This window comes from Methylobacterium sp. E-045 (assembly GCF_022829685.1).
Classification (GTDB): Bacteria; Pseudomonadota; Alphaproteobacteria; order Rhizobiales; family Beijerinckiaceae; genus Methylobacterium.
On the sequence record NZ_JAKSYE010000027.1, the window covers coordinates 38,567 to 60,880 of the forward strand.

Here is a 22,314-nt window from a genome sequence, read left to right on the forward strand (position 1 = left end):
TTCAGCGCGCCACCGGCGGGATCACCGCCGCGGTCTGCGTGTTCGAGAGCGCGGTCTTCATGCTCTGCATCAGCGCCTCCGTGGAGGGGGCGAAGGTGTCGAGGATGGGCGCGGGGTGCACGCCGTAATAGATCGTCAGGGCGACGAGCGGCGCGATGATGATTTTCTCCCGCAGGTCGAGATCGAGGATGCCCTGCAGGTTGGGCTTCTCGAGCTTGCCGTAGATCACGCGGGCGTAGAGCCACAGGGCGTAGCCGGCCGAGAGGATGATGCCGAAGACGGAGAAGAAGGCGACGGTGGGGTTGGCCTTGAAGGCCCCCATCATGGCCAGGAACTCGCCCACGAAGCCCGACGTGCCCGGCAGGCCGACATTGGCCATGGTGAACACCATCATGGCCGCCGCGTAGAGCGGCATGCGCTTCACGAGGCCGCCATAGGCCGCGATCTCGCGGGTATGCATCCGGTCGTAGACCACGCCGACGCAGAGGAAGAGCGCGCCCGAGACGATGCCGTGCGAAATCATCAGGAACAGGGCGCCCTGGATGCCCTGTTCGTTGAGGGTGAACAGGCCGAGCGTCACGAAGCCCATATGCGCCACCGACGAATAGGCGATGAGCTTCTTGATGTCGGTCTGCATCAAGGCGATCAGCGAGGTGAAGATGATCGCGATGACCGAGAGGGCGAAGACGAACGGCGCGAAATAGGCCGACGCATCCGGGAACATCGGCAGCGAGATCCGGATGAAACCGTAACCGCCCATCTTGAGCAGGATGCCGGCGAGGATCACCGAACCGGCGGTGGGCGCTTCCACGTGGGCGTCGGGCAGCCAGGTATGGACCGGCCACATCGGCATCTTCACCGCGAAGGAGGCGAAGAAGGCGAGCCACAGCCAGTATTGTAGGCCGACGGGGAAGCGGGTGTGGAGCAGGGTTGGGATGTCGGTGGTGCCGGCATGCCAGTACATCGCCATGACGGCCAGCAGCATCAGCACCGAGCCGAGCAGGGTGTAGAGGAAGAACTTGAAGCTCGCGTAGATCCGGCGCTTGCCGCCCCAGATACCGATGATGAGGAACATCGGAATCAGGCCGGCCTCGAAGAACAGGTAGAACAACACCAGGTCGAGGGCCTGGAACACGCCGATCATCGTCGTCTCGAGGACGAGGAAGGCGACGAAATACTCCTTCACCCGGGTGTTCACCGAGAGCCACGACGCCCCGATGCAGAACGGCATCAGGAACGTGGTGAGAAGGATCAGCGGCATCGAGAAACCGTCGACGCCGAGCTTGAACTTGATCGTCTCCGCGAGCCAGCCATGGGTCTCCACGAGCTGGAAGCTCGACGTCGACGGATCGAACCGGCCCCAGGCCACGAGGCTGAGGAGGAAGGTGACGATGGTGGTCGCGAGCGCGGCCCAGCGGGCGTTGCGCTTCACGCTCTCGGATTCATCGCCGAGGGTCAGGATGAAGGCCGCGCCGCAGAGCGGCACGATCAGCAGGCCTGAGAGAATGCCGAGGCCGAACATCTAGCGGGCACTCCGATACGGGTTGGCGACCGTCATTGCGCGAGACATCAGTGTCCGACCTTCGGCAGGCCGGTGAGCATGTACCAGCTGATGATGGCGGCAACGCCGATGAGCATGACGAAGGCGTAGTGGTAGACGTAGCCGGTCTGGAGCCGAACCACGCCGCGGGTGACGTCGAGCACGCGGGTGGCGATGCCATCCGGGCCGAGCCCGTCGATGACGCGCCCGTCGCCCTCCTTCCAGAGGAACTTGCCGAAGTTCTTGGCCGGCCGGACGAAGATCCGGTCGTAGAGCTCGTCGAAATACCACTTGTTGAGGAGGAACCGGTACAGGCTCGGCTGCTGCGCGGCGAGCTGGCCCGGCAGTTCAGGCCGGCGGATATACATCCAGAAGGCCAGGAGGAAGCCGATCACCAGCATGATGAAGGGCGAGTAGGCCACGAGCGCCGGCACCGAATGGATGTCGTGCATGATGTGGTTGTCGGGGCCATGGCCGAGGGCATGCCCCCAGAACGTCTCCATGCCCTCACCGATGAAGCGGTTCTTGAAGATCAGGCCGGCGAAGAGCGCACCGAAGGCGAGGATCGCCAGGGGTATCGTCATCACCAGCGGGCTCTCATGCGGCGTGTGCGCATGGTCGTGGTGCTCGATGGCGCTGTGCGAGGCCGGCTCGACGTCGTGGCCCTTGTCGTCATGGGCGACGCCCTCGTGGTGGCCCGGCGCGCCGTCCGCCTGGACGGCGGCGTGGCCATGCGCGGCGGCCGGTGCGGCATGGTGGTCGTCGTGATGAGCCGCATCATGGCTGGCCCAGCGCGCCGGGCCCTCGAAGGTCATGAAGAACAGGCGCCAGGAATAGAACGAGGTCATCAGCGCGGCGATGACGGTGGCCAGGAAGGCGAGCGTGTGGCCCGGCCGCGTCGAGGCATAGGCCGCCTCGATGATCGCGTCCTTGGAGTAGTAGCCGGCGGTGAAGGGGAACCCGATCAGCGCCAGGGTGCCGATGGTCATCATCGCCGACGTGAAGGGGATGTAGCGGCGCAGAGCCCCCATGTTCCGCATGTCCTGCTCGTGGTGCATCGCGTGGATGACCGAGCCGGCGCCGAGGAACAGCAGCGCCTTGAAGAAGGCGTGGGTGAAGAGGTGGAACACGGCGGCCGAATAGGCGCCGACGCCGAGCGCCACGAACATGTAGCCGAGTTGCGAACAGGTCGAGTAGGCGATGACCCGCTTGATGTCGTTCTGCACCATGCCGATCGTGGCCGCGAAGAACGCCGTGATGCCGCCGATGACGGTGACGACGATGAGGGCGTTGGGGGCCACCTCGAACAGGGGCGACAGGCGGGCCACCATGAAGACGCCGGCGGTGACCATGGTTGCCGCATGGATCAGGGCGGAGACCGGAGTCGGTCCCTCCATGGCGTCGGGAAGCCAGGTGTGGAGCAGGAACTGCGCCGACTTGCCCATGGCGCCCATGAACAGGAGCAGGCACGCCAGGGTCATGGCGTTCCAGTCGTAGCCGAGGAAGTGGAACGTGGCGTCCTTGAACTCGGCGGCGCGCGGCAGGATGCCGTCGAAGGCCACGGAACCGAACAGGACGAAGACGAGGAAGATGCCGAGGGAGAAGCCGAAATCGCCGACACGATTGACGATGAAGGCCTTCATCGCCGCCGCGTTGGCCGAGGGCTTCTCGTACCAGAAGCCGATCAGCAGATAGGAGGCGAGGCCGACGCCCTCCCAGCCGAAGAACATCTGCACGAGGTTGTCGGCCGTCACCAGCATCAGCATGGCGAAGGTGAACAGCGACAGGTAGGCGAAGAAGCGCGGCCGGTGCGGATCCTCCGCCATGTAGCCCACGGAGTAGAGGTGGACGAGGGTCGAGACCGTCGTCACCACCACCAGCATCACCACGGTGAGCGTGTCGATGCGGAAGGCCCAGTCGACGACGAGATCGCCGGCGGTAAACCAGGTCGCCACCTGAACGCGGGTGGCGTGGTCCGAGCCCGGCACCTCGAAGAAGGCACCCCAGGACAGGAGGGCGGAGAAGGCGAGGAAGCCGGTGGTGATGTACTCGCACACGCGGGGGCCGAGCTGGCGGCCGAACAGGCCGGCGAGCAGGGCGCCGATGAGCGGGAAGAAGACGATCGCGTGATACATCGCTGGCTGGCCCGGCCTCCGGAAGCGCGCCGGACGACCGGCCTCGCTCCATTCTCGTCAATGGGATCGCGCGGGGTGCCGCGCGGCTCGGCTTGGGTGAAGATCAGCCCTTCATCATGTTCACGTCCTCCACCGCGATGGAGCCGCGGTTTCGGAAGAAGACGACGAGGATGGCGAGCCCGATGGCCGCCTCCGCCGCCGCCACCGTGAGCACGAACAGGGCGAAGACCTGGCCGGTGATGTCGTTGAGATGGGTGGAGAACGCCACGAGGTTGATGTTCACCGCGAGCAGGATGAGCTCCACCGACATCAGGATGACGATGATGTTCTTGCGGTTCACGAAGATGCCGAGCACGCCGAGCGTGAACAGGATCGCCGCCACCGTGAGGTAATGGCTCAAGCCGATCATGAGCGCTGATCCTTATCTGGAGCCGACATCAGACCTCGACACCCTGGCGCGAGGGCACCTTGCGGGTCTCCACCGCCATCTCCTGCGTCCGCGCGTTCTGCACGGAGATGTTCTGGCGCTTCACGCCGGGCCGGTCGCGCAGGGTGAGGACGATGGCACCGATCATCGCCACCAGCAGGATGAGCCCGGCCAGCTGGAAGTAGAAGACGTAGTCGGTGTAGAGCACGCGCCCGAGCATCTGGGTGTTGGTGACGCCCTCGACATTGGCGAGGGGGCCGAGCGGCGCCTGCATCATGCCGGGATCGATGGTCCAGGAGCCCACCACGAGCAGGAGCTCGATGAGGAAGATCGCGCCGATCAGCGCGCCGATCGGCAGATATTGCTGGAAGCCCTGACGCAGCTGCGCGAAATCCACGTCGAGCATCATCACGACGAAGAGGAACAGCACGGCGACGGCGCCGACATAGACCACCACGAGGATCATCGCGAGGAACTCGGCGCCCATCAGGACGAACAGGCCCGCCGCGTTGACGAAGGTCAGGATGAGGAAGAGCACCGACGCGACCGGATTGCGCGAGGTGATGACCATGAACGCGGACGCGATCGCGATGCCGGCGAACAGGTAGAAGAAGGCTGCGGCTGCACTCATGCGACTATGGAGATCAGCCGTCCCGAGGACGGCCCCTTCTGCCGAAATTCAAACCAGCCCGTGCAGGCCGCCCGTCTATAGAACCCACCCCTGCGGTGCACAACCGCCGGGGCTCCCCTCATCACCGGTATGGCGCGTCCACCGTGATGTTGCGCGCGATCTCGCGCTCCCAGCGGTCGCCGTTCAGGAGCAGCTTGTCCTTGTCGTAGAGAAGCTCTTCGCGGGTCTCCACGGAGAATTCGAGATTCGGCCCCTCGACGATGGCATCGACCGGGCAGGCCTCCTGGCACATGCCGCAATAGATGCACTTCACCATGTCGATGTCGTAGCGCGTGGTGCGCCGCGTGCCGTCGTTGCGGCGCGGGCCGGCCTCGATGGTGATGGCCTGAGCCGGGCAGATCGCCTCGCACAGCTTGCAGGCGATGCACCGCTCTTCCCCGTTGGGATAGCGGCGCAGTGCATGCTCGCCGCGGAAGCGCGGCCCGCGATGCCCCATCTCGAAGGGGTAGTTGATCGTGGCCTTGGGCTTGAAGAAGTAGCGCATGGCGAGGGCGAACCCCGACACGAACTCCTTCAGCAGCAGACCCTTGGCGACCTGATCGAGCTTCATGGCGCGATCTCCCTTATGCGTTGCATCATGCCCCCGGCGCGAGGCCGGTGAGCTTGAGGACGAAGGCGACGACGACGACCGAGACGAGGGAGAGCGGAAGGAACACCTTCCAGCCCAGCCGCATGAGCTGGTCGTAACGGTAGCGCGGCACCATGGCCTTCACCATGGCGATCATGAAGAACAGGAAGCTCGCCTTGAGGGCGAACCAGATCAGCCCCGGCACCCAGGTGAAGGGCGCGAACGGGATCGGCGAGAGCCAGCCGCCGAGGAACAGCACCGTTCCGAGCGCGCACATGGTCATGATCGCCACGTACTCGCCGAGCATGAAGAGCAGGTACGGCGTCGAGGAATACTCCACCATGTACCCCGCCACGAGCTCCGATTCGGCCTCCGGCAGATCGAAGGGCGGGCGGTTGGTCTCGGCGAGCGCCGAGATAAAGAACACTACGAACATCGGGAACAGCCAGAGCCAGTACCAGCCGAGGATGCCCAGCGAGGTATCCTGGGCCATGACGATACGCGAGAGGTTGAGCGAGCCGGCGCAGAGCAGGACGCAGATGATGACGAAGCCGAGGCTGACTTCGTAGGAGATCATCTGCGCGGCGGATCGCAGCGCGCCCAGGAACGCGTATTTCGAGTTCGAGGCCCAGCCGCCCATCAGCACGCCGTAGACGCCGAGGGACGAGATCGCGAAGATATAGGTGATGCCGACATTAAGGTCGGCGATGGCCCAGCCTTCCGCCAGCGGGATCACCGCCCAACCCGCCAGGGCCAGGGTGGCGAAGACGAGGGGCGCCAGCAGGAACAGCACCTTGTTGGCGCCCGCCGGGATCACCGGCTCCTTCAACACGAATTTCAGAAGATCGGCGAAGGATTGCAACAGGCCCCAGGGCCCGACCACATTGGGGCCGCGCCGCAGCTGCACCGCCGCCCAGATCTTGCGATCGGCCAGCAGCGCGTAGGCGATGAAGACGAGAAGCAGGGCCAGGAGCACGAAGCTCTTGAGCACCAGCAGCAGGACGGTGCCGACGATTTCCAGCATGGTCGGCAGCCCCTATTCCGCCGCTTCGAGGCCGCGCGTCCGCGCGAGGCTCGAACATTCGGCCAGCACGCGCGAGGCGCGGGCGATGGCGTTGGTGAGATAGAAGTCCGGCACCGCGGAGACGAAGGCCGAGCGGTTCGCCTCGCCGCCGAGGCCGGCCAGGGTCTCCACCGTGCCGGCGACGTCGCCCGGCGCCACCGCGTCGAGGGCGGCGAAATGCGGATACTCGGCATAGAGCGCACGCCGCAGGGCGCCGAGGGAATCGAAGGCCAGGCGCTTGCCGAGCACGTCCGAGAGTGCGCGCAGGATCGCCCAATCCTCGCGGGCGTCCCCCGGCGGGAAGCCCGCGCGATTGGTGGTCTGCACCCGGCCCTCGAGATTGACGAAGGTGGCGTTCTTCTCGGTATAGGCGGCCCCCGGCAGGATCACGTCGGCGCGGGTGGCGCCGCGGTCGCCGTGGGTGCCCTGGTAGATCACGAAGGCACCGGCACCGATCTCGACCTCGTCGGCACCGAGGTTGAACAGCACGTCAACCGCACCCGGCTCGACCATCGCGGCGACATCGAGCCCCCCCTCCCCCGGTACGAAACCGAGATCGAGGGCGCCGACGCGGGCGGCGGCGGTCTGGAGCACGGCAAAACCGTTCCATTCCGGCGTGACCGCCCCGACATCCCTGGCGAGGGCCGCCGCCGCCGCCAGGATAGCGGTCCCGTCCGGCCGCGACAGTGCCCCGGTCCCGACGATGACGAGGGGGCGGCTCGCGCCCTTCAGCACCTCGGCGAAGCTGTGCCGGCCAGCGGCGATGTCGGCCAGGGTCTCGGGGCCGGCACCGAGATAGGTATGGGGATAGGTGAGGTCCACCGCCTCGCCGATGAGGCCCACCGCGAGCGGCGCCATGCGCCAGCGCTTGCGGATGCGCACGTTGAGGAGAGAGGCTTCGAGGCGCGGGTTGGTCCCGACCAGGAGGATCGCGTCCGCATCCTCGATCCCCGGGATGGTGGGGTTGAAGGTGTAGGCGGCCCGGCCCCAGGCGGGGTCGATCGCCTCGCCGGCCTGACGGCAATCGAGGTTGGTCACGCCGAGCGACCCCATCAGGGTCTTCAGGGCATAGATTTCCTCCACCGCGGCGAGATCGCCGACGATGGCGCCGACGCGCTTCGGGTCGGCGGATGTCGTCTTCGCGGCGATGGCGGCGAAGGCCTCGCCCCAGGAGGCCGGACGCAGGCGGCCGTTCTCGCGCAGATACGGACGGTCGAGGCGCTGAGCGCGAAGGCCATCCACCGCGTGGCGGGTCTTGTCGGAGATCCACTCCTCGTTGATGTCCTCGTTGACGCGCGGCTCGATCTGCATGACCTCCCGGCCACGGGCATCGACACGGATGGCGCAGCCGACCGCATCCATCACGTCGATGGATTCGGTCTTCGACAGCTCCCAGGGCCGCACCTCGTAGCTCTGCGGCTTGTGGACGAGGGCGCCCACGGGGCAGAGATCGGCGACGTTGCCCTGAAGCTCGGAGCCCATGGCGCTCTCGAGATAGCTCGTGATCTCCATGTCCTCGCCGCGCCCGATGGCGCCGAGATCCGGCACGCCGGCCACTTCCGCCAGGAAGCGGACGCAGCGGGTGCAGTGGATGCAGCGGTTCATGGCGGTCCGCACCAGCGGGCCGATATACTTCTCCTCGACGGCGCGCTTGTTCTCGCCGTAGCGGGTCGAGTCCACGCCGTAGGCCATGGCCTGATCCTGCAGGTCGCAATGGCCGCCCTGGTCGCAGATCGGGCAATCCAGCGGGTGGTTGATGAGGAGGAACTCCATCACCCCCTCGCGGGCCTTCTTCGTGGTTCCCGACCGCGTGAGGATCTCCGGCGGCTCGCCATTGGGGCCGGGGCGACAATCCTTCACCGCGTAGGCACAGGAGGCGACGGGCTTCGGTGCGCCCTTCAGCTCCACCAGACACATGCGGCAATTGCCGGCGATGGACAGCCGCTCGTGAAAGCAGAAGCGCGGGATCTCCGCGCCCGCGACTTCGCAGGCCTGCAGCAGGGTGTACTCGGCCGGGACATCGACCTCGGTGCCGTCGACGATGAGCTTGGTCATGCGTGCTTCTCGGTGTCGAATTTCGGTCCGAAAGACATGGCGATCACTCCGCCGCGATCCGCACAGGGTCGCTGTGCGGGTTGGCGCTGTAGCGGTCGATGCGCTTCTCGATCTCGGGGCGGAAGTGGCGGATGAGGCCCTGGATCGGCCAGGCCGCCGCGTCGCCCAGCGCGCAGATCGTGTGGCCCTCGATCTGCTTCGTCACGTCGAGGAGCATGTCGATCTCGCGGCGTTGGGCGCGGCCCTCCGCCATCCGCAGCATCACGCGCCACATCCAGCCGGTGCCCTCGCGGCACGGGGTACACTGGCCGCAGGACTCGTGCTTGTAGAAATAGGCGATGCGGGCGATGGCGGCGACGATGTCGGTGGAGCGGTCGAGGACGATCACCGCCGCCGTGCCGAGGCCGGAGCCGAGGCCGCGCAGGGTGTCGAAATCCATCTTGGCGTCGATGATCTGCTCGGCCGGCACCAGGGGCACCGAGGAGCCGCCGGGGATCGAGCAGAGCAGGTTGTCCCAGCCGCCGCGCATGCCGCCGCAATGCTTGTCGATGAGCTCGCGGAAGGTGATGCCGAGCTCTTCCTCGACGTTGCAGGGCTTGTTCACGTGGCCCGACACGCAGAACAGCTTGGTGCCGGTGTTGTTCTTGCCGCCGAGACCGGCGAACCAGGCTCCGCCCCGGCGCAGGATGGTGCCCGCCACGGCGATGGACTCGACGTTGTTCACCGTCGTCGGGCAACCGTAGAGGCCCATATTGGCCGGGAAAGGCGGCTTCAGGCGCGGCATCCCCTTCTTGCCTTCGAGGCTCTCGAGGAGGGCCGTCTCCTCGCCGCAGATATAGGCGCCGGCGCCGTGATGGACGTAGATGTCGAACGGGTAGCCGTGGACATTGTCCTTGCCCACGAGGCGGGCCGCATAGGCCTCGTCCACCGCCTTCTGCAGGGCGTGCTTTTCGGCGACGTACTCGCCGCGGATGTAGATGTAGCAGGCATGGGCGGCCATCGAGAACGAGGCCAGCATGCAGCCCTCGATCAGGAGATGCGGATCGTGCCGCATGATCTCCCGGTCCTTGCAGGTGCCCGGCTCCGATTCGTCGGCATTGACGACGAGGTAGTGCGGACGCCCATCCGACTTCTTGGGCATGAACGACCATTTCAGGCCGGTGGGGAAGCCGGCGCCGCCGCGACCGCGCAGGCCGGACGCCTTCATCTCGTCGATGATCCAGTCGCGGCCCATTTCCAACAGGAACTTGGTGCCGTCCCATGCGCCACGCTTCCTGGCCTCTTCGAGACCGGGGGAATGCAGGCCGTACAGATTGGTGAAGATGCGATCCTGATCGGAGAGCATGTCAGTTCCCCTCCGTCTTCGGAGCGCCGGCCGCGGGAGTCGACGGCTTCCGCTCGTCGGCCGCTGGCGACGTCGCGTCGTCCGGCCCCAGATCGTCACTGGCACCGGAGGCGAGGGGCTGCGGCGGCGGCTCGTCCCGGGGCAGATCCGATTGCGTTCCCGCCTCGGCACCGGCGGCTTCGGCGCGCGCCACCGTCACGCCGGCATCGGCCGTGGGGTGACCCGGCTGTGCCTTAGAATCCTTTGCATCCGCAGCATCCGACTTGTCGCCGTCCTTGACCGGCTCTTCGCCTCCGGCCGAGCGCTGGGCGGGGCCGTCCGAGGCGGACGAGGCGGCGGCGCGTCCGGCATCGGGCTTGGCGGGCTTCGGATCGGTGGCGGCGCGCTGCTCCGAGGACGCCGCCTCGGATTTGCCCTCTGCCGTGGTGTCGTCGGCCGCATGCTCCTCGAACCGCTTGCGCCAGGCGCCGACGCGGGAACCGTCGAACAGGGTCGTATCGGTGAGGGTGTCGGCGCCGCCCTTCGGCTCGGACGAGGTCCGGCCCACCTGCGAGCCGACCTTGACCGGACGGCCGGCGGCTAGGTCGTCCATCAACGCGCCGAGGAGATCCGGGGTCAGGTCCTCGTAGTAATCCTGATTGATCTGCGCCATCGGCGCGTTGCAGCAGGCACCGAGACACTCGACTTCGAGCCAGGAGAAGTTGCCGTCGGCGCTCACATGGCCGGGCGCGCCGAGACGCTCGTGGAGATAGTCCTTCAGCTCGCGCGCACCGCAGGAATCGCACGGCACCGTGCCGCAGAGCTGGATCCAGAACCGGCCCACCGGCTCGAGGGCGAACATCGTGTAGAACGTCGCCACTTCGAGCACGCGGATGTGCGGCATGCCGAGTTCGGCGGCCACCGCCTCGATGGCCGCGCGCGGCAGCCAGCCGCCATTCTGCTCCTGCGCCTTCCACAGGAGCGGGATCACGGCGGAGGCCTGACGCCCTTCCGGGTATTTATCGATCTGCCCTTTGGCCCAATCGGCGTTCTCGGGCGAGAAGGCGAAGGAGGCCGGCTGCTCGGAAGCGGGGGCGAGTCTGCGGTTGGCCATCAGTACGAAACCTCGAATACCGTCACCGGTCCACCTCGCCGAACACGATGTCGAGCGTGCCGAGCACGCAGGACACGTCGGCCAGCATGTGGCCACGGCACATCCAGTCCATGGCCTGGAGATGGGCGAAACCCGGAGCGCGGATCTTGCAGCGGTAGGGCTTGTTGGTGCCGTCGGCGACGAGATAGACGCCGAACTCGCCCTTGGGCGCCTCGACCGCGGCGTAGACCTCGCCGGCCGGCACGTGGAAGCCTTCGGTGTAGAGCTTGAAGTGGTGGATCAGCGCTTCCATCGAGCGCTTCATCTCCCGGCGCGGCGGCGGCGCGAACTTGCCGTCGGTGGCCGCGATCGGCCCCTGTCCGGCGGGCTCCCGCAGCTTCACGCAGCATTGCCGCATGATCTTGGCCGATTCCCGCATCTCTTCCATGCGGATGACCTGGCGGTCGTAGGTGTCCCCGTTACGGCCCACGGGGACGTCGAACTCCATTTCCTCGTAGCATTCGTAGGGCTGCGACTTGCGCAGGTCCCACGGGATGCCGGATCCGCGCACCATCACGCCGGAGAAGCCCCAGGCCATGGCCTCGTCCACGGTGACGATGCCGATGTCGACGTTGCGCTGCTTGAAGATGCGGTTACCCATGACGAGGTTGTCGAGGTCGTCCACCACCTGCAGGAACGGATCGATGAAGGCCTCGATGTCGTCGATCAGGGCAGGCGGCAGGTCCTGGTGAACGCCGCCGGGCCGGAAGTAATTGGCGTGAAGGCGAGCACCCGACGCGCGCTCGTAGAAGATCATCAGCTTCTCACGCTCCTCGAAGCCCCAGAGCGGCGGTGTCAGCGCGCCCACATCCATGGCCTGCGTGGTGACGTTGAGGAGGTGGGAGAGGATGCGGCCGATCTCGCAGAACAGCACGCGGATGAGCTGGGCCCGACGCGGCACCTGCAATCCCAGCAGCTTCTCGATGCCGAGGCAGAAGGCATGCTCCTGGTTCATCGGCGACACGTAATCGAGCCGGTCGAAATAGGGCGTGGCCTGGAGGTAGGTCTTGTGCTCGATCAGCTTTTCGGTGCCGCGATGGAGCAGGCCGATATGCGGATCGACCCGCTCGACGATCTCGCCATCGAGCTCCAGCACGAGGCGCAGCACACCGTGCGCCGCCGGGTGCTGCGGGCCGAAATTGATCGCGAAGTTGCGGATGTTGTGCTCGGTCATGGCCTCGCTCCGCCGTTCAAGCCGATTTTTTCTCGTCGCCCGGAAGCACGTAGTCGGTGCCTTCCCAAGGGGACAAGAAATCGAAGTTCCGGAATTCCTGCGCCAGCTTCACCGGCTCGTAGACCACGCGGGCCTCGTCCTGGTCGTAGCGGACCTCGACGAAGCCGGTGAGCGGGAAGTCCTTGCGCAGCGGATGCCCTTCGAACCCGTAATCGGTCAGGAGGCGGCGAAGGTCGGGATGTCCGGAGAAGAGGACGCCGTAGAGGTCGTAGGTCTCCCGCTCGAACCAGTTGGCGGCCGGGAACACGTCGATGACGGAGGGGACGGGGGTCTGGTCGTCGGTCTGCACCTTCACCCGGATGCGGGCGTTATGGCGCAGGGAGAGGAGGTGGTAGACCACGTCGAAGCGCTTCTCGCGGTTCGGGTAATCCGCGCCGCAGATGTCGATGAAGCAGCGGAAGGCGCAGGCCGGGTCGTCGCGCAGATAGGTCAGCGCATAGACGATGTCGCTCGCCTGCACGTTCAGGGTGAGCTCGCCGAAAGCGATGGTCCGCGAGACGATGGCGGGGCCGAGCGCCGCGCCGACATGGTCGCTGAGCGCCTGGAGCGAGCCGTCAGCCGGGGCCGCGGTATGGGCGAGGATCGAGATGCCGTTGCTCATGGCGGACCCTCAGCGCTCGATCGTGCCGGTGCGGCGGATCTTCTTCTGCAGGAGGAGCACGCCGTAGAGCAGCGCCTCCGCCGTAGGCGGGCAGCCGGGCACATAGATGTCCACCGGCACGACCCGATCGCAGCCGCGCACCACCGAATAGGAATAGTGGTAATAGCCGCCGCCATTGGCGCAGGAGCCCATGGAGATGACGTAGCGCGGCTCCGGCATCTGGTCGTAGACCTTGCGCAGGGCGGGCGCCATCTTGTTGGTCAGGGTGCCGGCGACGATCATCACGTCGGATTGGCGCGGCGAACCGCGGGGCGCGAAGCCGAAGCGCTCGCAATCATAGCGCGGCATCGACATCTGCATCATCTCGACCGCGCAGCAGGCGAGACCGAACGTCATCCACATCAGCGACCCGGTGCGGGCCCAGTTGATGAGGTCGTCCGTCGAGGTGATGAGGAAGCCGCGATCGGCGAGCTCGCTGTTGATCGACAGGAAGGTCGGATCGTCGGCGCCGATGGGGCGGCCGGTATTGGGGTCGATGATCCCCTTCGGCGCGGGTGCGACGGCGGGGATCCGGGTCATGTCGGGACTGAAGGCCATCGGTTTCTCGGGATCCGGCTTCGGGCAATGCGAGTGTCAGGTCGACGGGACGGCTAGTCCCATTCGAGGGCGCCCTTGCGCCACTCGTAGACGAACCCGACCGTGAGCACGCCGAGGAAGGCCATCATCGACCACATGCCGAACCAGCCGAGCTCGCCGAAGGTGATGGCCCAGGGGAACAGGAACGCGACTTCGAGGTCGAAGATGATGAACAGGATGGCGACGAGGTAGAACCGCACGTCGAACTTCATGCGGGCGTCGTCGAAGGCGTTGAAGCCGCACTCGTAGGCCGAGAGCTTCTCCGGGTCCGGGCTGTTGTAGGCCACGAGGAACGGCGCCACGAGCAGGGCCACGGCGATGAAGAGCGAAACGCCGATGAAGACGATGAGGGGCAGATAATCCGCCAGCAGGCTGGTCATGCGACACCTCTCGTGTTCGTGGCGGGCCAAGCGCCTCGCGAGCGCTCGAACGGTATGGAATTGCTCCAATGCCAGACTGCGCAGGCGCGAGGCTTAGACGACCCCCTTGAGCGAAACAAGGGCATCGTGCGTCGCACAAATCCGGCCATGACCAGGAAGTATGGGGCGGATCGCGGGCGGCAACACGACCGATCCGCGCAGCCCCCCCGGACAGGCGGTCCCGCGGTCGCGGCGGCGCCCCGATCTGGCCGGGTTCCTGCATGGCCCCGTCCCCGCTCGACCACCCGATCACACGGGCGGGGAGCAAGGATTCCGGGGACATCCGGGCGGGGGGAGATGGCGCGGAAGGACCCTCGTGGGGCACACGGAACCAGAACCTTGGCCGTGAGTTCCGTTCATGTCCCACTCAGGCCGGATGGCGTTAGGTCGTCGCAATATTCGACCTTACAGGAGACGTTTCGTGCGCATTGCCCAGATTGCTCCGCTCTCGGAGGCCGTGCCTCCGAAGTTCTACGGCGGCACCGAGCGCGTCGTATCGTGGATCACGGAGGAACTCGTCCGGCAGGGACATGACGTGACCCTGTTCGCCAGCGGCGATTCGGAGACATCCGCCAAGCTCGCCGCCTGCACACCCGAGGGCCTTCGCCTCCTCGGATACCGCGACCACACCGCGAGCCATCTGGCGATGCTGCACGCCGTCCACAAGCGGGCGCACGAGTTCGACGTGCTGCACTTCCACATCGACCTGCTGCAGTATCCGATGTTCGAGGACCTCTACCACAAGTGCGTGACGACCATGCACGGCCGCCTCGACGTGCCCGATTTCATGCCGGTCTACCGCACCTTCACGGGCATGCCCCTGGTGTCGATCTCCGACAACCAGCGTGAGCCGATGCCCTCCAGCTCGAACTGGCAGGCTACGATCCATCACGGCCTGCCGTCCGAGAACTGCCCGTATTATCCGGACGCCAAGGGTGGCTACCTTGCCTTCCTCGGCCGCATCTCCCCCGAGAAGCGCCCCGATCGCGCGATCCAGATGGCGATCCAGTCCGGCGTGAAGCTCAAGATCGCGGCGAAGGTCGACAAGGCCGACCAGGATTATTGGGACGAGGTCATCGAGCCGATGATCCACCACCCGCTCGTGGAGTTCATCGGCGAGATCAACGAGGAGCAGAAGAAGGACTTCCTCGGCAACGCCCTGGCCCTGGCCTTCCCCATCGACTGGCCGGAGCCTTTCGGTCTCGTGATGATCGAGGCGATGTCGGCCGGCACCCCGGTGATCGCGTTCCGCAACGGCTCCGTGCCGGAAGTCATCGCCGACGGCGTCAGCGGAGTCCTGTGCGACACGATGGACGATGCCATCGCGGCCGTGCACAAGGTCAAGACCATGAGCCGCGCCGGCGTGCGTCGCCACTTCGAGACGCAGTTCACCGCGGAGTGCATGGTAAAGAAGTATGTCGCGGTCTACGAGCAGCTGATCGAGAACGAACAGAACGTCATAACGATGCCGCGTGCGGGCGCCTTCACCCCGCATTACGGGGATCTCAACGGCTCGGCCCGCCCGTCGCTGTCCGCCGCCGCGATGCCTGCCTGAAAATCATGCGCACAGGCTGGTGCCTTCGGGCATCAGCCTTGCTACCCTTCTCCGCATCGGCGCCGTTTCGAGCGGGTCCGCCGAGACCGGTTCCAGAAGGCCGCCGAGTCGCCTGGTCGCGATCGGCGGCCTTTTGATTCGCCGGCCAAGATGGAGCGCATCGGGCGATAAGCGCATGGCCGCCTGTCATGCGGGCCCGAACTTAAACAATGATCTGCGGCATCAGGCCGGATATGGCTTCGCCCCGATGCTGCAGGTCCGGCAGCCCACTTCCCGGAGACGTTCAGGCATGGCGGCGAACACTTCCACGGCGACGACACAGGACGGTTCCAGCGCGAATGGCCTGGGACAAGGCTTCCAGGATGCCGACGCGGTGCTGCCGCAATATCATATCGAGGCGCAGACCTCCCTGGTGGAGCGCCCGTTACGCTCCCTGAAATACGGGGAGGCCTTTGCCGTCCTCGACAGCTACGGCGATATCGGCGTGCTCCCCGGTCCGGAAGGCCTGTATTTCCAGGATACGCGCTACCTCTCGCGCCTCGGCTTCACCATCGAGGACCAGCGCCCCCTGCTGCTCTCCTCGGTGATGCAGGACGACAACGGCGCGCTGAGCGTCGACATGACGACGCCGGATATCCGCATCGATGCCCATGACGAGACCACGATCCCGCGCGAGCTGATCGCCATCGAGCGCACCAAGTTCTTGTTCAAGGGCGCCTGCTACGACCGGATCGGCCTGCGCAACTACGATTCGCGCCACTGGAAGCTCAAGATCGGCGTGACCTTCGACGCGGATTACCGCGACCTGTTCGAGGTGCGCGGCATGGACCGGCCGGTCCGCGGCAAGCGCAGCGTGCAGGTGGCGAGCGAATCGGAGGTCCAGTTCCGCTATGTCGGCCTCGACGAGGTGGTGCGCACCACGAGCCTGCATTTTGGTCCGAAGCCGCACCATATCGAGCCGGGCCGCGCCGAATTCGAAGTCTCGCTGCCGCCGGGCGGCCGGACGTCGCTGTTCATCCGGGTCGTCTGCGAATCGCATCGCGCCTTCACCAGCGCCCCCGCCGCCGAGAAGGTCGGCGAGGACGCCGCCGCCGGCCTGTCGCAGGCGGCGGGAAGCGGCGCCGGCGCACGCCATCCCAAGGGCCTCGGCGAGGGCGTGATCTTCGCCCGCGCCTATCGCGACGCGCGCCGGGACCTGCGCCAGCTCACCGCCGGCATCACCACGATCATCTCGTCGAACGACCAGTTCAACGAAGCGGCCTGCCGCGCCACCGCCGACCTCTACATGCTGGCGAGCCGCACGCCCGAGGGGATCTATCCCTTCGCCGGAATCCCCTGGTACTCCACCGTGTTCGGCCGCGACGGCATCATCACCGCGATGATGGCGCTGTGGATCGACCCCAACTTCGCCAAGGGCGTCCTGCGTTACCTCGCCTCGACTCAGGCCAAGGCGGTGGACCCCGCCGCCGACGCCCAGCCCGGCAAGGTTCTGCACGAGACCCGGCGCGGCGAGATGGCGATGCTCGGCGAAGTGCCGTTCCGCCACTATTACGGAACGATCGACGGCACGCCGCTCTTCGTCATGCTGGCCTACGAGTATTACGCCGTCACCGGCGACATCGAGACGATCAAGCGCATCTGGCCGGCCCTCGAACTCGCCCTTGCATGGATGAACGAGTACGGCGACCGGGACGGCGACGGCTTCGTCGAATATGCCCGCGACACCGACAAGGGCCTGGAGAACCAGGGCTGGAAGGACAGCCACGATTCGATCTTCCATACCGATGGACAGCTCGCCAAGGGGCCGATCGCCCTGTGCGAAGTCCAGGGCTACGTCTATGCCGCCAAGAACGGCATGGCCAAGCTCGCCACCCTGCTCGGCCACGGCGACCTCGCCGCCCGCCTCGGCGAGGAAGCGCTCGCCCTTCGCGAAAACTTCGACAAGGCGTTCTGGTGCGAGGCAATCGGCACCTACGCGCTGGCCCTCGACGGGGCGAAGAAGCAATGCGCCGTGCGCTCGTCCAATGCCGGCCATGCCCTCTTCACCGGCATCGCCCTGCCGGAGCGCGCGGCCAGCGTCGCCGCCAACCTGCTGTCCAAGGACGGGTTCAACGGCTGGGGCGTGCGCACGATCGCGCGTGGCGAGGCGCGCTACAACCCGATGTCGTACCATAACGGCTCGATCTGGCCGCACGACAACGCCTTGGTCGCCATGGGCCTCGCGCGCTACGACCTGAAGCCGGAAGCCTCGCGCATCTTCCAGGGCATGTTCGACACGGCCCTCTACCAGGACCAGAAGCGCCTGCCGGAGCTGTTCTGCGGCTTCATGCGCCGCAACCAGCGCGGGCCGGTCTCCTATCCGGTGGCCTGCTCGCCCCAGGCCTGGGCGGCGGCGGCCCCGTTCGCCTTCCTCTCGGCCTGTATCGGCATCGAGCTCCAGCACGACCGCAACCGCATCCGCCTGCGCAACCCGACCCTTCCGGACTTCCTCGAAGGCGTCTCGATCTTCAACCTGAAGCTCGGCGAGTCGCGGGTCGACCTGCGGGTGCAGCGCTACGGCAGCGACGTCACGGTGAACGTGCTGAGGCGGGTGGGCGACGCACAGGTATCCGTGGTGAAATAGACCTCGGGACTGGGGGGCGGCGCACACGCTGCCCCCTCCCCACGGCGGCAGGCATGAAACTGCCCCGAACCACGCGATATCCGGCCACGCGATATCCGAGACAGGCCGTAAGCCGACAAAAAAAGCCGCCTCCCCGTGGAAGCGGCTCTTTGATCGTCCGTGTCCCGTGACGGGACGACGAGTGCCTCAGCGCGGCGCCAGGATCATGATCATCTGGCGGCCTTCGAGCATCGGCTCGCTCTCCACCTTGGCGATTTCCTGGGTCTCGTTCTTCACCCGCTCGAGCAGGCGCAGGCCGATATCCTGGTGCGCCATCTCGCGGCCGCGGAAGCGCAGGGTGACCTTCACCTTGTCACCCTCTTCGAAGAACCGGATGACGGCCTTCATCTTGGTATCGTAGTCGTGCTTGTCGATACCGGGGCGGAGCTTGATCTCCTTGACCTCGACCGTCTTCTGCTTCTTGCGCGCCTCGTTCTGCTTCTTCTGCTCGTTGAAGCGGAAGCGGCCGTAATCGAGAAGCTTACAGACGGGAGGGACGGAGTTCGGCGCGATCTCCACGAGATCGAGGCCCGCCTCTTCGGCGAGGGCGAGCGCGTCGAAGAAGGCGACGACACCGCGGTTCTGCCCGGTATCATCGATGAGCTGCACTTCGCGGACGCCACGGATGTCCCGATTGGCGCGCGGCCCGTCCTTCTGCGGGGCCGGCATGGCTCTCATTGGTCTACGAATGGCTTCAATCTCCTAGTGAACGACGAAACGGCAGCCTGCGGACATCGCCCGGAGGGCTAGACCTGCCACCAATCGCTCCGGCAATCCGGTTGCGGACACCATGTCCGAACTGCGTCCCGTGTCAACAGGCAGGAACGGGTTTGGTTCACGAACCGGCTCATACCATCTCAGCGCGTGTGCCGGGCGAGGAGCTCGGCATAGACGGCGAGGGTGGCGCCCACCATGCCGTCGAGGGAGAAATGCGCCTCCACATGGGCGCGTCCCCTGCGGGTCATGGCGTCCCGCGCACTGGCTCCGAGAGTAAGGGCCTCGAGCAGGGCCTCGGCCAGGGCCGGCGCGTCGCCGGGCGGCACCCGCCAGCCGGTGCGCTGGGCCGCCGGCACTTCAGGCGGGGCGAGCACCGTCTCCGGCACCGCGCCGAGGTCCGAGACCACGACCGGGGTCCCGAGGGCCTGGGCTTCCACAGCCGAACGCCCGAACGCCTCGGGTTCGACGGAGGGGACCGCGACCACCGAGGCCGCCCGGAAGGCGGCCGGCATGTCGGTGCAATGGCCGACCCTCAGGACGACGCCGCGGAGCCCGCGGGCCTCGATCAGCGCGTCGAGCTCCCGCTCATAGGCGGAGCGGCCCTGCGGGTCTCCGGCCAGGACGAAGACGACATCGGTGACGCCGCGGTCACGCAGGACCGACGCCGCCTCGATCAGCACGCGCTGTCCCTTCCAGGCGGTGAGCCGGGCCGCGAGCAGGACGACGCGCTGGTGCGGCGCCACGTCCCAGGACCGGCGCAGGGCCTCGACCCGTGCCGGCGCCACGGCGCCGGGCGAGAACTGGGCGAGGTCGGTGCCGCGATGGACGACCCGGACACGGTCGCCGGCCTGATCGGGATGGAGCATCCGGATGAGGTCGGCGGTGTAGTGGGAATTGGCGATGACCACGTCGCCGCGCGCCATCACCGAATTGTAGAGCACCTTCACCCCGGTCCGACCGGAATAGCTGCCGTGATAGGTGGTCACATAGGGGATCTTCAGCCGCCGGGCGGCGCCCAGGGCCACCCAGGCGGGGGCTCGCGAGCGGGCGTGGATGATCTGGACCCCCTCGCGCCGGCACAGGCCGGAGAGGCGTCCCACATTCAGCGCCATGGCGAGGGGATTCTTGGAGGCCGCCGGGAACGGAAGCCAGGTTCCGCCCTTGGCCTGCATCTCGCCGACGAGGCGCCCGCCTTCCGTCGCCACGAGTGCCCGCGCGCCAACGGAGGCGAGGGCTGCGGCCACATCCACCGTGGTGCGCTCCGCCCCGCCCGCATCGAGGGCGGGGATGATCTGCAGGACCGTGGCGCCCGCCAGCGGTTGCGCCTCGCTGGGGAAGCCAGCGCCGAATCGCTCGTCGCCGCTCATCGAGCCCGGCCTTTCGGCGACGGCCGGTTCGATGAAAGGTAGCCTTTGAGGGGGCGACGGGACTCGTCTGGTGTCTCGATCATGGTCGCCAGCATCGGGGGCACGCTTTACGGCTCGGTAAACGAAATGCGACTGCAGCACGGTCAGATGTCGGTTTTACCGGATTAAAAGGACTTCGCATGGACTCAGCGCTCAGCCAGGCCCCGACGTTCATCACCGTCGGCGAGGGAGACGCCGCACGCCGCATCGCTGTGCGCACCCGCGCGGGAGACGGGCCCGCCCTGGTCTGGCTCGGGGGCTTCCGCTCCGATATGGGCGCCACCAAGGCCATGGTTCTCGACGCCTTCGCGCGGGACCATGGCCGCGCCCTCGTCCGGTTCGACTATACCGGGCACGGCGAATCGGAGGGAGAGTTCGCCGGATCGACGATCTCGACCTGGCTCGACGACGCCATGGCGGTCCTCGACGCCACGGTGACCGGGAGCGCCATCCTGGTCGGTTCGTCGATGGGAGGCTGGATCGCCTGCCTCGCGGCACGCGCACGGGCGCTCCGGGGCGATACCCCCCTCGCCGGCATGGTGCTGATCGCCCCCGCCCTCGATTTCACCGAGAGCCTGATGTGGGAGCGTTTCCCGCCGGAGATCCGCGCGACGATGGAGCGGGACGGGGTGTGGATGCGGCCCACGGAGTACGGACCGGACCCGGTCCCCACCACCATGGCGTTGATCGAGGACGGGCGCCGGCACCTCCTCCTCGGTGGCCCGATCGATCCGGGCTGTCCGGTGCATATCCTGCAGGGGATGCGGGATCCCGACGTGCCCTACACCCATGCCCTCGCGACGGTGGAACGGCTGCCGCCTCCCGGCACCGTCCTCACCCTCATCGCCGATGGCGACCACCGCCTGTCACGTCCGCAGGATCTGGCGCGGCTGCTGGCGGCGGTGGCGGACATCGCCTGAGCCGACCGGCGCCTCAATGAAGACTGACGGCGTGCAGATCGTTCGCCATGGCATTGGCGACGATCACGTCGCGGGAATCGGCCAGCAGGATCGGGCTGCCGCTCGCCGAGAGCAGCGCGAACAGGTCCATGCCGGGGGTCAGGTCCGGAGCCTGCGGAAACAGACGCTTCACCTCGTCGGAGCGGATCGGCCGGACATAGGCGATATGGCCCTCGCCGAGAGCCGCGAGGTCGGCGGCGTTGAACTCGGCGGGATCGAGATCGGCCGGGGTGATCGGGTTTGCGTTGAAATCGGTCATGGTAGGCCCTCCTTTCGAGGCAGAGCTTGTTCGAGGCAGAGCTTGGGTCCGGGACGGCGCCACCGGCGGCACGCTTCCGGATGACGGGATCGGATGCGTTCAGATGTCGTCGCGGGAGCCGATGGCGATCTTGCGGACGATGCGTTCCGGCTCGGGCCGGGTCAGGTCGATGGAGAGAAGCCCGTTCGAGAGGTCCGCTCCCATCACCTCCATGCCGTCCGCGAGCAGGAAGGCGCGCTGGAACTGGCGGGCGGCGATGCCGCGATGCAGGAACTGGCGCGCCTTGTCGTCGACCTGGCGGCCCCGCACCACGAGTTGGTTCTCTTCCAGCATCACGTCGAGCTGATCCCGCGTGAAGCCGGCCACCGCGAGGGTGATCCGCAGCCGCTCGGGCTCGTCGTCGGAGCGCTGCACGCGCTCGATGTTGTAGGGCGGGTACCCGTCGTTGGCCGCCTTCGACACCCGGTCGAGGGCCTGCTCGATCTCGTCAAAGCCGAGAAGAAACGGATGTCCGAACGGAGAAGGCCGTGTCGTCACGTGATCTTGTCCTTCGCGAAGCCCAGGGGTCGATAGAATAAGGCACTTCGATCTGTCGGAGCCCGCCTGCCGCAGCACTCCTCCCGGCGGTCGCCTGCCGGTCACCGCGATATGGAGATGTGGAAAAGCGGCATCAAGGGTTCGGCTCCAAGGGTCCCACTCACCGCCGGTCCTTCCCCCTGTCCGGAGGCCTGCAACGGCGGATGCCTCCTCGAACGCGTTCGCATCGGGCAGGGAGACGATCCCGTACCGGAGGGAGATGCAGGATGATCCGGCAAGTTTTTCGGGAGTTTTCGGAAATCGAAGGCGTGCAAGTCGAGCGTCGCAGTAACAGTTTGGAACTGCTCTGATTTTCAGCACAAAGCTTGATCTT

General features: G+C 66.6%; 20 protein-coding genes. 3 read left to right on the forward strand and 17 right to left on the reverse strand.

Going from position 1 to position 22,314, the window contains the following annotated elements; translation table 11 throughout:
- Nucleotide 1: 1 nt before the first annotated feature.
- The 13 genes from MKK51_RS02520 to MKK51_RS02580 form a co-directional block, all read right to left on the reverse strand.
- Nucleotides 2-1,522 carry an NADH-quinone oxidoreductase subunit M gene (locus tag MKK51_RS02520; protein WP_243974770.1) on the reverse strand — a complete coding sequence of 507 codons (1,521 nt, stop codon included), beginning with the start codon at nt 1,520-1,522 and terminating at the stop codon, nt 2-4.
- A gap of 47 nt (nt 1,523-1,569) precedes the next feature.
- Nucleotides 1,570-3,675, reverse strand: a complete 2,106-nt coding sequence (nuoL, locus tag MKK51_RS02525; RefSeq protein ID WP_243974772.1) for an NADH-quinone oxidoreductase subunit L — start codon at nt 3,673-3,675, stop codon at nt 1,570-1,572.
- A 103-nt stretch (nt 3,676-3,778) separates the two neighbouring features.
- Nucleotides 3,779-4,084: an NADH-quinone oxidoreductase subunit NuoK gene (nuoK, locus tag MKK51_RS02530; protein ID WP_018042026.1), complete on the reverse strand. Its 306-nt coding sequence runs from the start codon at nt 4,082-4,084 to the stop codon at nt 3,779-3,781.
- Nucleotides 4,085-4,112: 28 nt separating this feature from the next.
- Nucleotides 4,113-4,733 carry an NADH-quinone oxidoreductase subunit J gene (locus MKK51_RS02535; RefSeq protein ID WP_243974774.1) on the reverse strand — a complete coding sequence of 207 codons (621 nt, stop codon included), beginning with the start codon at nt 4,731-4,733 and terminating at the stop codon, nt 4,113-4,115.
- A 121-nt stretch (nt 4,734-4,854) separates the two neighbouring features.
- Nucleotides 4,855-5,343, reverse strand: coding sequence for an NADH-quinone oxidoreductase subunit NuoI (nuoI, locus tag MKK51_RS02540; RefSeq protein WP_243974776.1), 489 nt, complete (start codon nt 5,341-5,343; stop codon nt 4,855-4,857).
- Nucleotides 5,344-5,368: 25 nt separating this feature from the next.
- A complete protein-coding gene (gene nuoH / locus MKK51_RS02545; protein ID WP_036265872.1) occupies nt 5,369-6,385 on the reverse strand; it encodes an NADH-quinone oxidoreductase subunit NuoH in 1,017 nt (338 codons plus the stop codon).
- Between the two features lie 12 nt (nt 6,386-6,397).
- The gene (gene nuoG, locus MKK51_RS02550; RefSeq protein WP_243974778.1) at nt 6,398-8,479 is read right to left on the reverse strand and encodes an NADH-quinone oxidoreductase subunit NuoG; all 2,082 of its coding nucleotides are present in this window, start codon (nt 8,477-8,479) and stop codon (nt 6,398-6,400) included.
- Nucleotides 8,480-8,522: 43 nt separating this feature from the next.
- Nucleotides 8,523-9,824, reverse strand: coding sequence for an NADH-quinone oxidoreductase subunit NuoF (gene nuoF, locus MKK51_RS02555; RefSeq protein WP_243974780.1), 1,302 nt, complete (start codon nt 9,822-9,824; stop codon nt 8,523-8,525).
- A 1-nt stretch (nt 9,825) separates the two neighbouring features.
- A complete protein-coding gene (gene nuoE, locus MKK51_RS02560; RefSeq protein WP_243974781.1) occupies nt 9,826-10,917 on the reverse strand; it encodes an NADH-quinone oxidoreductase subunit NuoE in 1,092 nt (363 codons plus the stop codon).
- 22 nt (nt 10,918-10,939) lie between these two features.
- Complete coding sequence (locus MKK51_RS02565; RefSeq protein ID WP_018042019.1) at nt 10,940-12,130, reverse strand: NADH-quinone oxidoreductase subunit D; 1,191 nt, start codon at nt 12,128-12,130, stop codon at nt 10,940-10,942.
- Nucleotides 12,131-12,146: 16 nt separating this feature from the next.
- On the reverse strand, nt 12,147-12,791 hold the full coding sequence (locus tag MKK51_RS02570; protein ID WP_243974782.1) for an NADH-quinone oxidoreductase subunit C: 645 nt from the start codon (nt 12,789-12,791) through the stop codon (nt 12,147-12,149).
- Nucleotides 12,792-12,800: 9 nt separating this feature from the next.
- Nucleotides 12,801-13,388, reverse strand: a complete 588-nt coding sequence (locus MKK51_RS02575) for a NuoB/complex I 20 kDa subunit family protein (protein ID WP_018042017.1) — start codon at nt 13,386-13,388, stop codon at nt 12,801-12,803.
- 53 nt (nt 13,389-13,441) lie between these two features.
- A complete protein-coding gene (locus MKK51_RS02580) occupies nt 13,442-13,807 on the reverse strand; it encodes an NADH-quinone oxidoreductase subunit A (RefSeq protein ID WP_018042016.1) in 366 nt (121 codons plus the stop codon).
- Between the two features lie 460 nt (nt 13,808-14,267).
- On the opposite strand from MKK51_RS02580, the gene MKK51_RS02585 reads away from it, so the two are divergent.
- Together MKK51_RS02585 and MKK51_RS02590 are read left to right on the forward strand one after the other, a co-directional pair.
- A complete protein-coding gene (locus tag MKK51_RS02585; protein ID WP_243974783.1) occupies nt 14,268-15,401 on the forward strand; it encodes a glycosyltransferase family 4 protein in 1,134 nt (377 codons plus the stop codon).
- Nucleotides 15,402-15,690: 289 nt separating this feature from the next.
- Nucleotides 15,691-18,024 (forward strand): glycogen debranching N-terminal domain-containing protein, encoded by a 2,334-nt coding sequence (locus MKK51_RS02590; RefSeq protein ID WP_243974784.1) that lies wholly within the window; start codon nt 15,691-15,693, stop codon nt 18,022-18,024.
- 186 nt (nt 18,025-18,210) lie between these two features.
- On the opposite strand, the gene infC is transcribed toward MKK51_RS02590, so the two are convergent.
- Entirely contained in the window at nt 18,211-18,732 is a 522-nt protein-coding gene (gene infC, locus MKK51_RS02595) for a translation initiation factor IF-3 (RefSeq protein ID WP_018042013.1), read from the reverse strand.
- 188 nt (nt 18,733-18,920) lie between these two features.
- A complete protein-coding gene (locus tag MKK51_RS02600) occupies nt 18,921-20,147 on the reverse strand; it encodes a glycosyltransferase family 4 protein (protein ID WP_243974785.1) in 1,227 nt (408 codons plus the stop codon).
- Between the two features lie 179 nt (nt 20,148-20,326).
- On the opposite strand from MKK51_RS02600, the gene MKK51_RS02605 reads away from it, so the two are divergent.
- Nucleotides 20,327-21,106, forward strand: a complete 780-nt coding sequence (locus MKK51_RS02605) for an alpha/beta hydrolase (RefSeq protein ID WP_243974786.1) — start codon at nt 20,327-20,329, stop codon at nt 21,104-21,106.
- Nucleotides 21,107-21,119: 13 nt separating this feature from the next.
- Here the strand turns inward: MKK51_RS02605 and MKK51_RS02610 are convergent, their stop codons facing one another.
- Together MKK51_RS02610 and MKK51_RS02615 are read right to left on the reverse strand one after the other, a co-directional pair.
- Nucleotides 21,120-21,404, reverse strand: a complete 285-nt coding sequence (locus tag MKK51_RS02610; RefSeq protein ID WP_243974787.1) for a DUF1150 family protein — start codon at nt 21,402-21,404, stop codon at nt 21,120-21,122.
- 99 nt (nt 21,405-21,503) lie between these two features.
- A complete protein-coding gene (locus MKK51_RS02615; protein WP_243974789.1) occupies nt 21,504-21,941 on the reverse strand; it encodes an Hsp20 family protein in 438 nt (145 codons plus the stop codon).
- Between the last annotated feature and the right edge of the window lie 373 nt (nt 21,942-22,314).

Coding starts and splice junctions, on each gene's coding strand:
- MKK51_RS02575 (WP_018042017.1), bottom strand. CDS start 13,388: ATGGCCTTCAGTCCCGACATGACCCGGATCCCCGCCGTCGCACCCGCG.
- infC (WP_018042013.1), bottom strand. CDS start 18,732: ATGCCGGCCCCGCAGAAGGACGGGCCGCGCGCCAATCGGGACATCCGT.
- nuoL (WP_243974772.1), bottom strand. CDS start 3,675: ATGTATCACGCGATCGTCTTCTTCCCGCTCATCGGCGCCCTGCTCGCC.
- MKK51_RS02565 (WP_018042019.1), bottom strand. CDS start 12,130: ATGACCGAGCACAACATCCGCAACTTCGCGATCAATTTCGGCCCGCAG.
- MKK51_RS02590 (WP_243974784.1), top strand. CDS start 15,691: ATGGCGGCGAACACTTCCACGGCGACGACACAGGACGGTTCCAGCGCG.
- MKK51_RS02610 (WP_243974787.1), bottom strand. CDS start 21,404: ATGACCGATTTCAACGCAAACCCGATCACCCCGGCCGATCTCGATCCC.
- MKK51_RS02605 (WP_243974786.1), top strand. CDS start 20,327: ATGGACTCAGCGCTCAGCCAGGCCCCGACGTTCATCACCGTCGGCGAG.
- MKK51_RS02580 (WP_018042016.1), bottom strand. CDS start 13,807: ATGACCAGCCTGCTGGCGGATTATCTGCCCCTCATCGTCTTCATCGGC.
- MKK51_RS02570 (WP_243974782.1), bottom strand. CDS start 12,791: ATGAGCAACGGCATCTCGATCCTCGCCCATACCGCGGCCCCGGCTGAC.
- nuoE (WP_243974781.1), bottom strand. CDS start 10,917: ATGGCCAACCGCAGACTCGCCCCCGCTTCCGAGCAGCCGGCCTCCTTC.
- MKK51_RS02535 (WP_243974774.1), bottom strand. CDS start 4,733: ATGAGTGCAGCCGCAGCCTTCTTCTACCTGTTCGCCGGCATCGCGATC.
- nuoH (WP_036265872.1), bottom strand. CDS start 6,385: ATGCTGGAAATCGTCGGCACCGTCCTGCTGCTGGTGCTCAAGAGCTTC.
- nuoK (WP_018042026.1), bottom strand. CDS start 4,084: ATGATCGGCTTGAGCCATTACCTCACGGTGGCGGCGATCCTGTTCACG.
- MKK51_RS02520 (WP_243974770.1), bottom strand. CDS start 1,522: ATGTTCGGCCTCGGCATTCTCTCAGGCCTGCTGATCGTGCCGCTCTGC.
- MKK51_RS02600 (WP_243974785.1), bottom strand. CDS start 20,147: ATGAGCGGCGACGAGCGATTCGGCGCTGGCTTCCCCAGCGAGGCGCAA.
- nuoI (WP_243974776.1), bottom strand. CDS start 5,343: ATGAAGCTCGATCAGGTCGCCAAGGGTCTGCTGCTGAAGGAGTTCGTG.
- nuoF (WP_243974780.1), bottom strand. CDS start 9,824: ATGCTCTCCGATCAGGATCGCATCTTCACCAATCTGTACGGCCTGCAT.
- nuoG (WP_243974778.1), bottom strand. CDS start 8,479: ATGACCAAGCTCATCGTCGACGGCACCGAGGTCGATGTCCCGGCCGAG.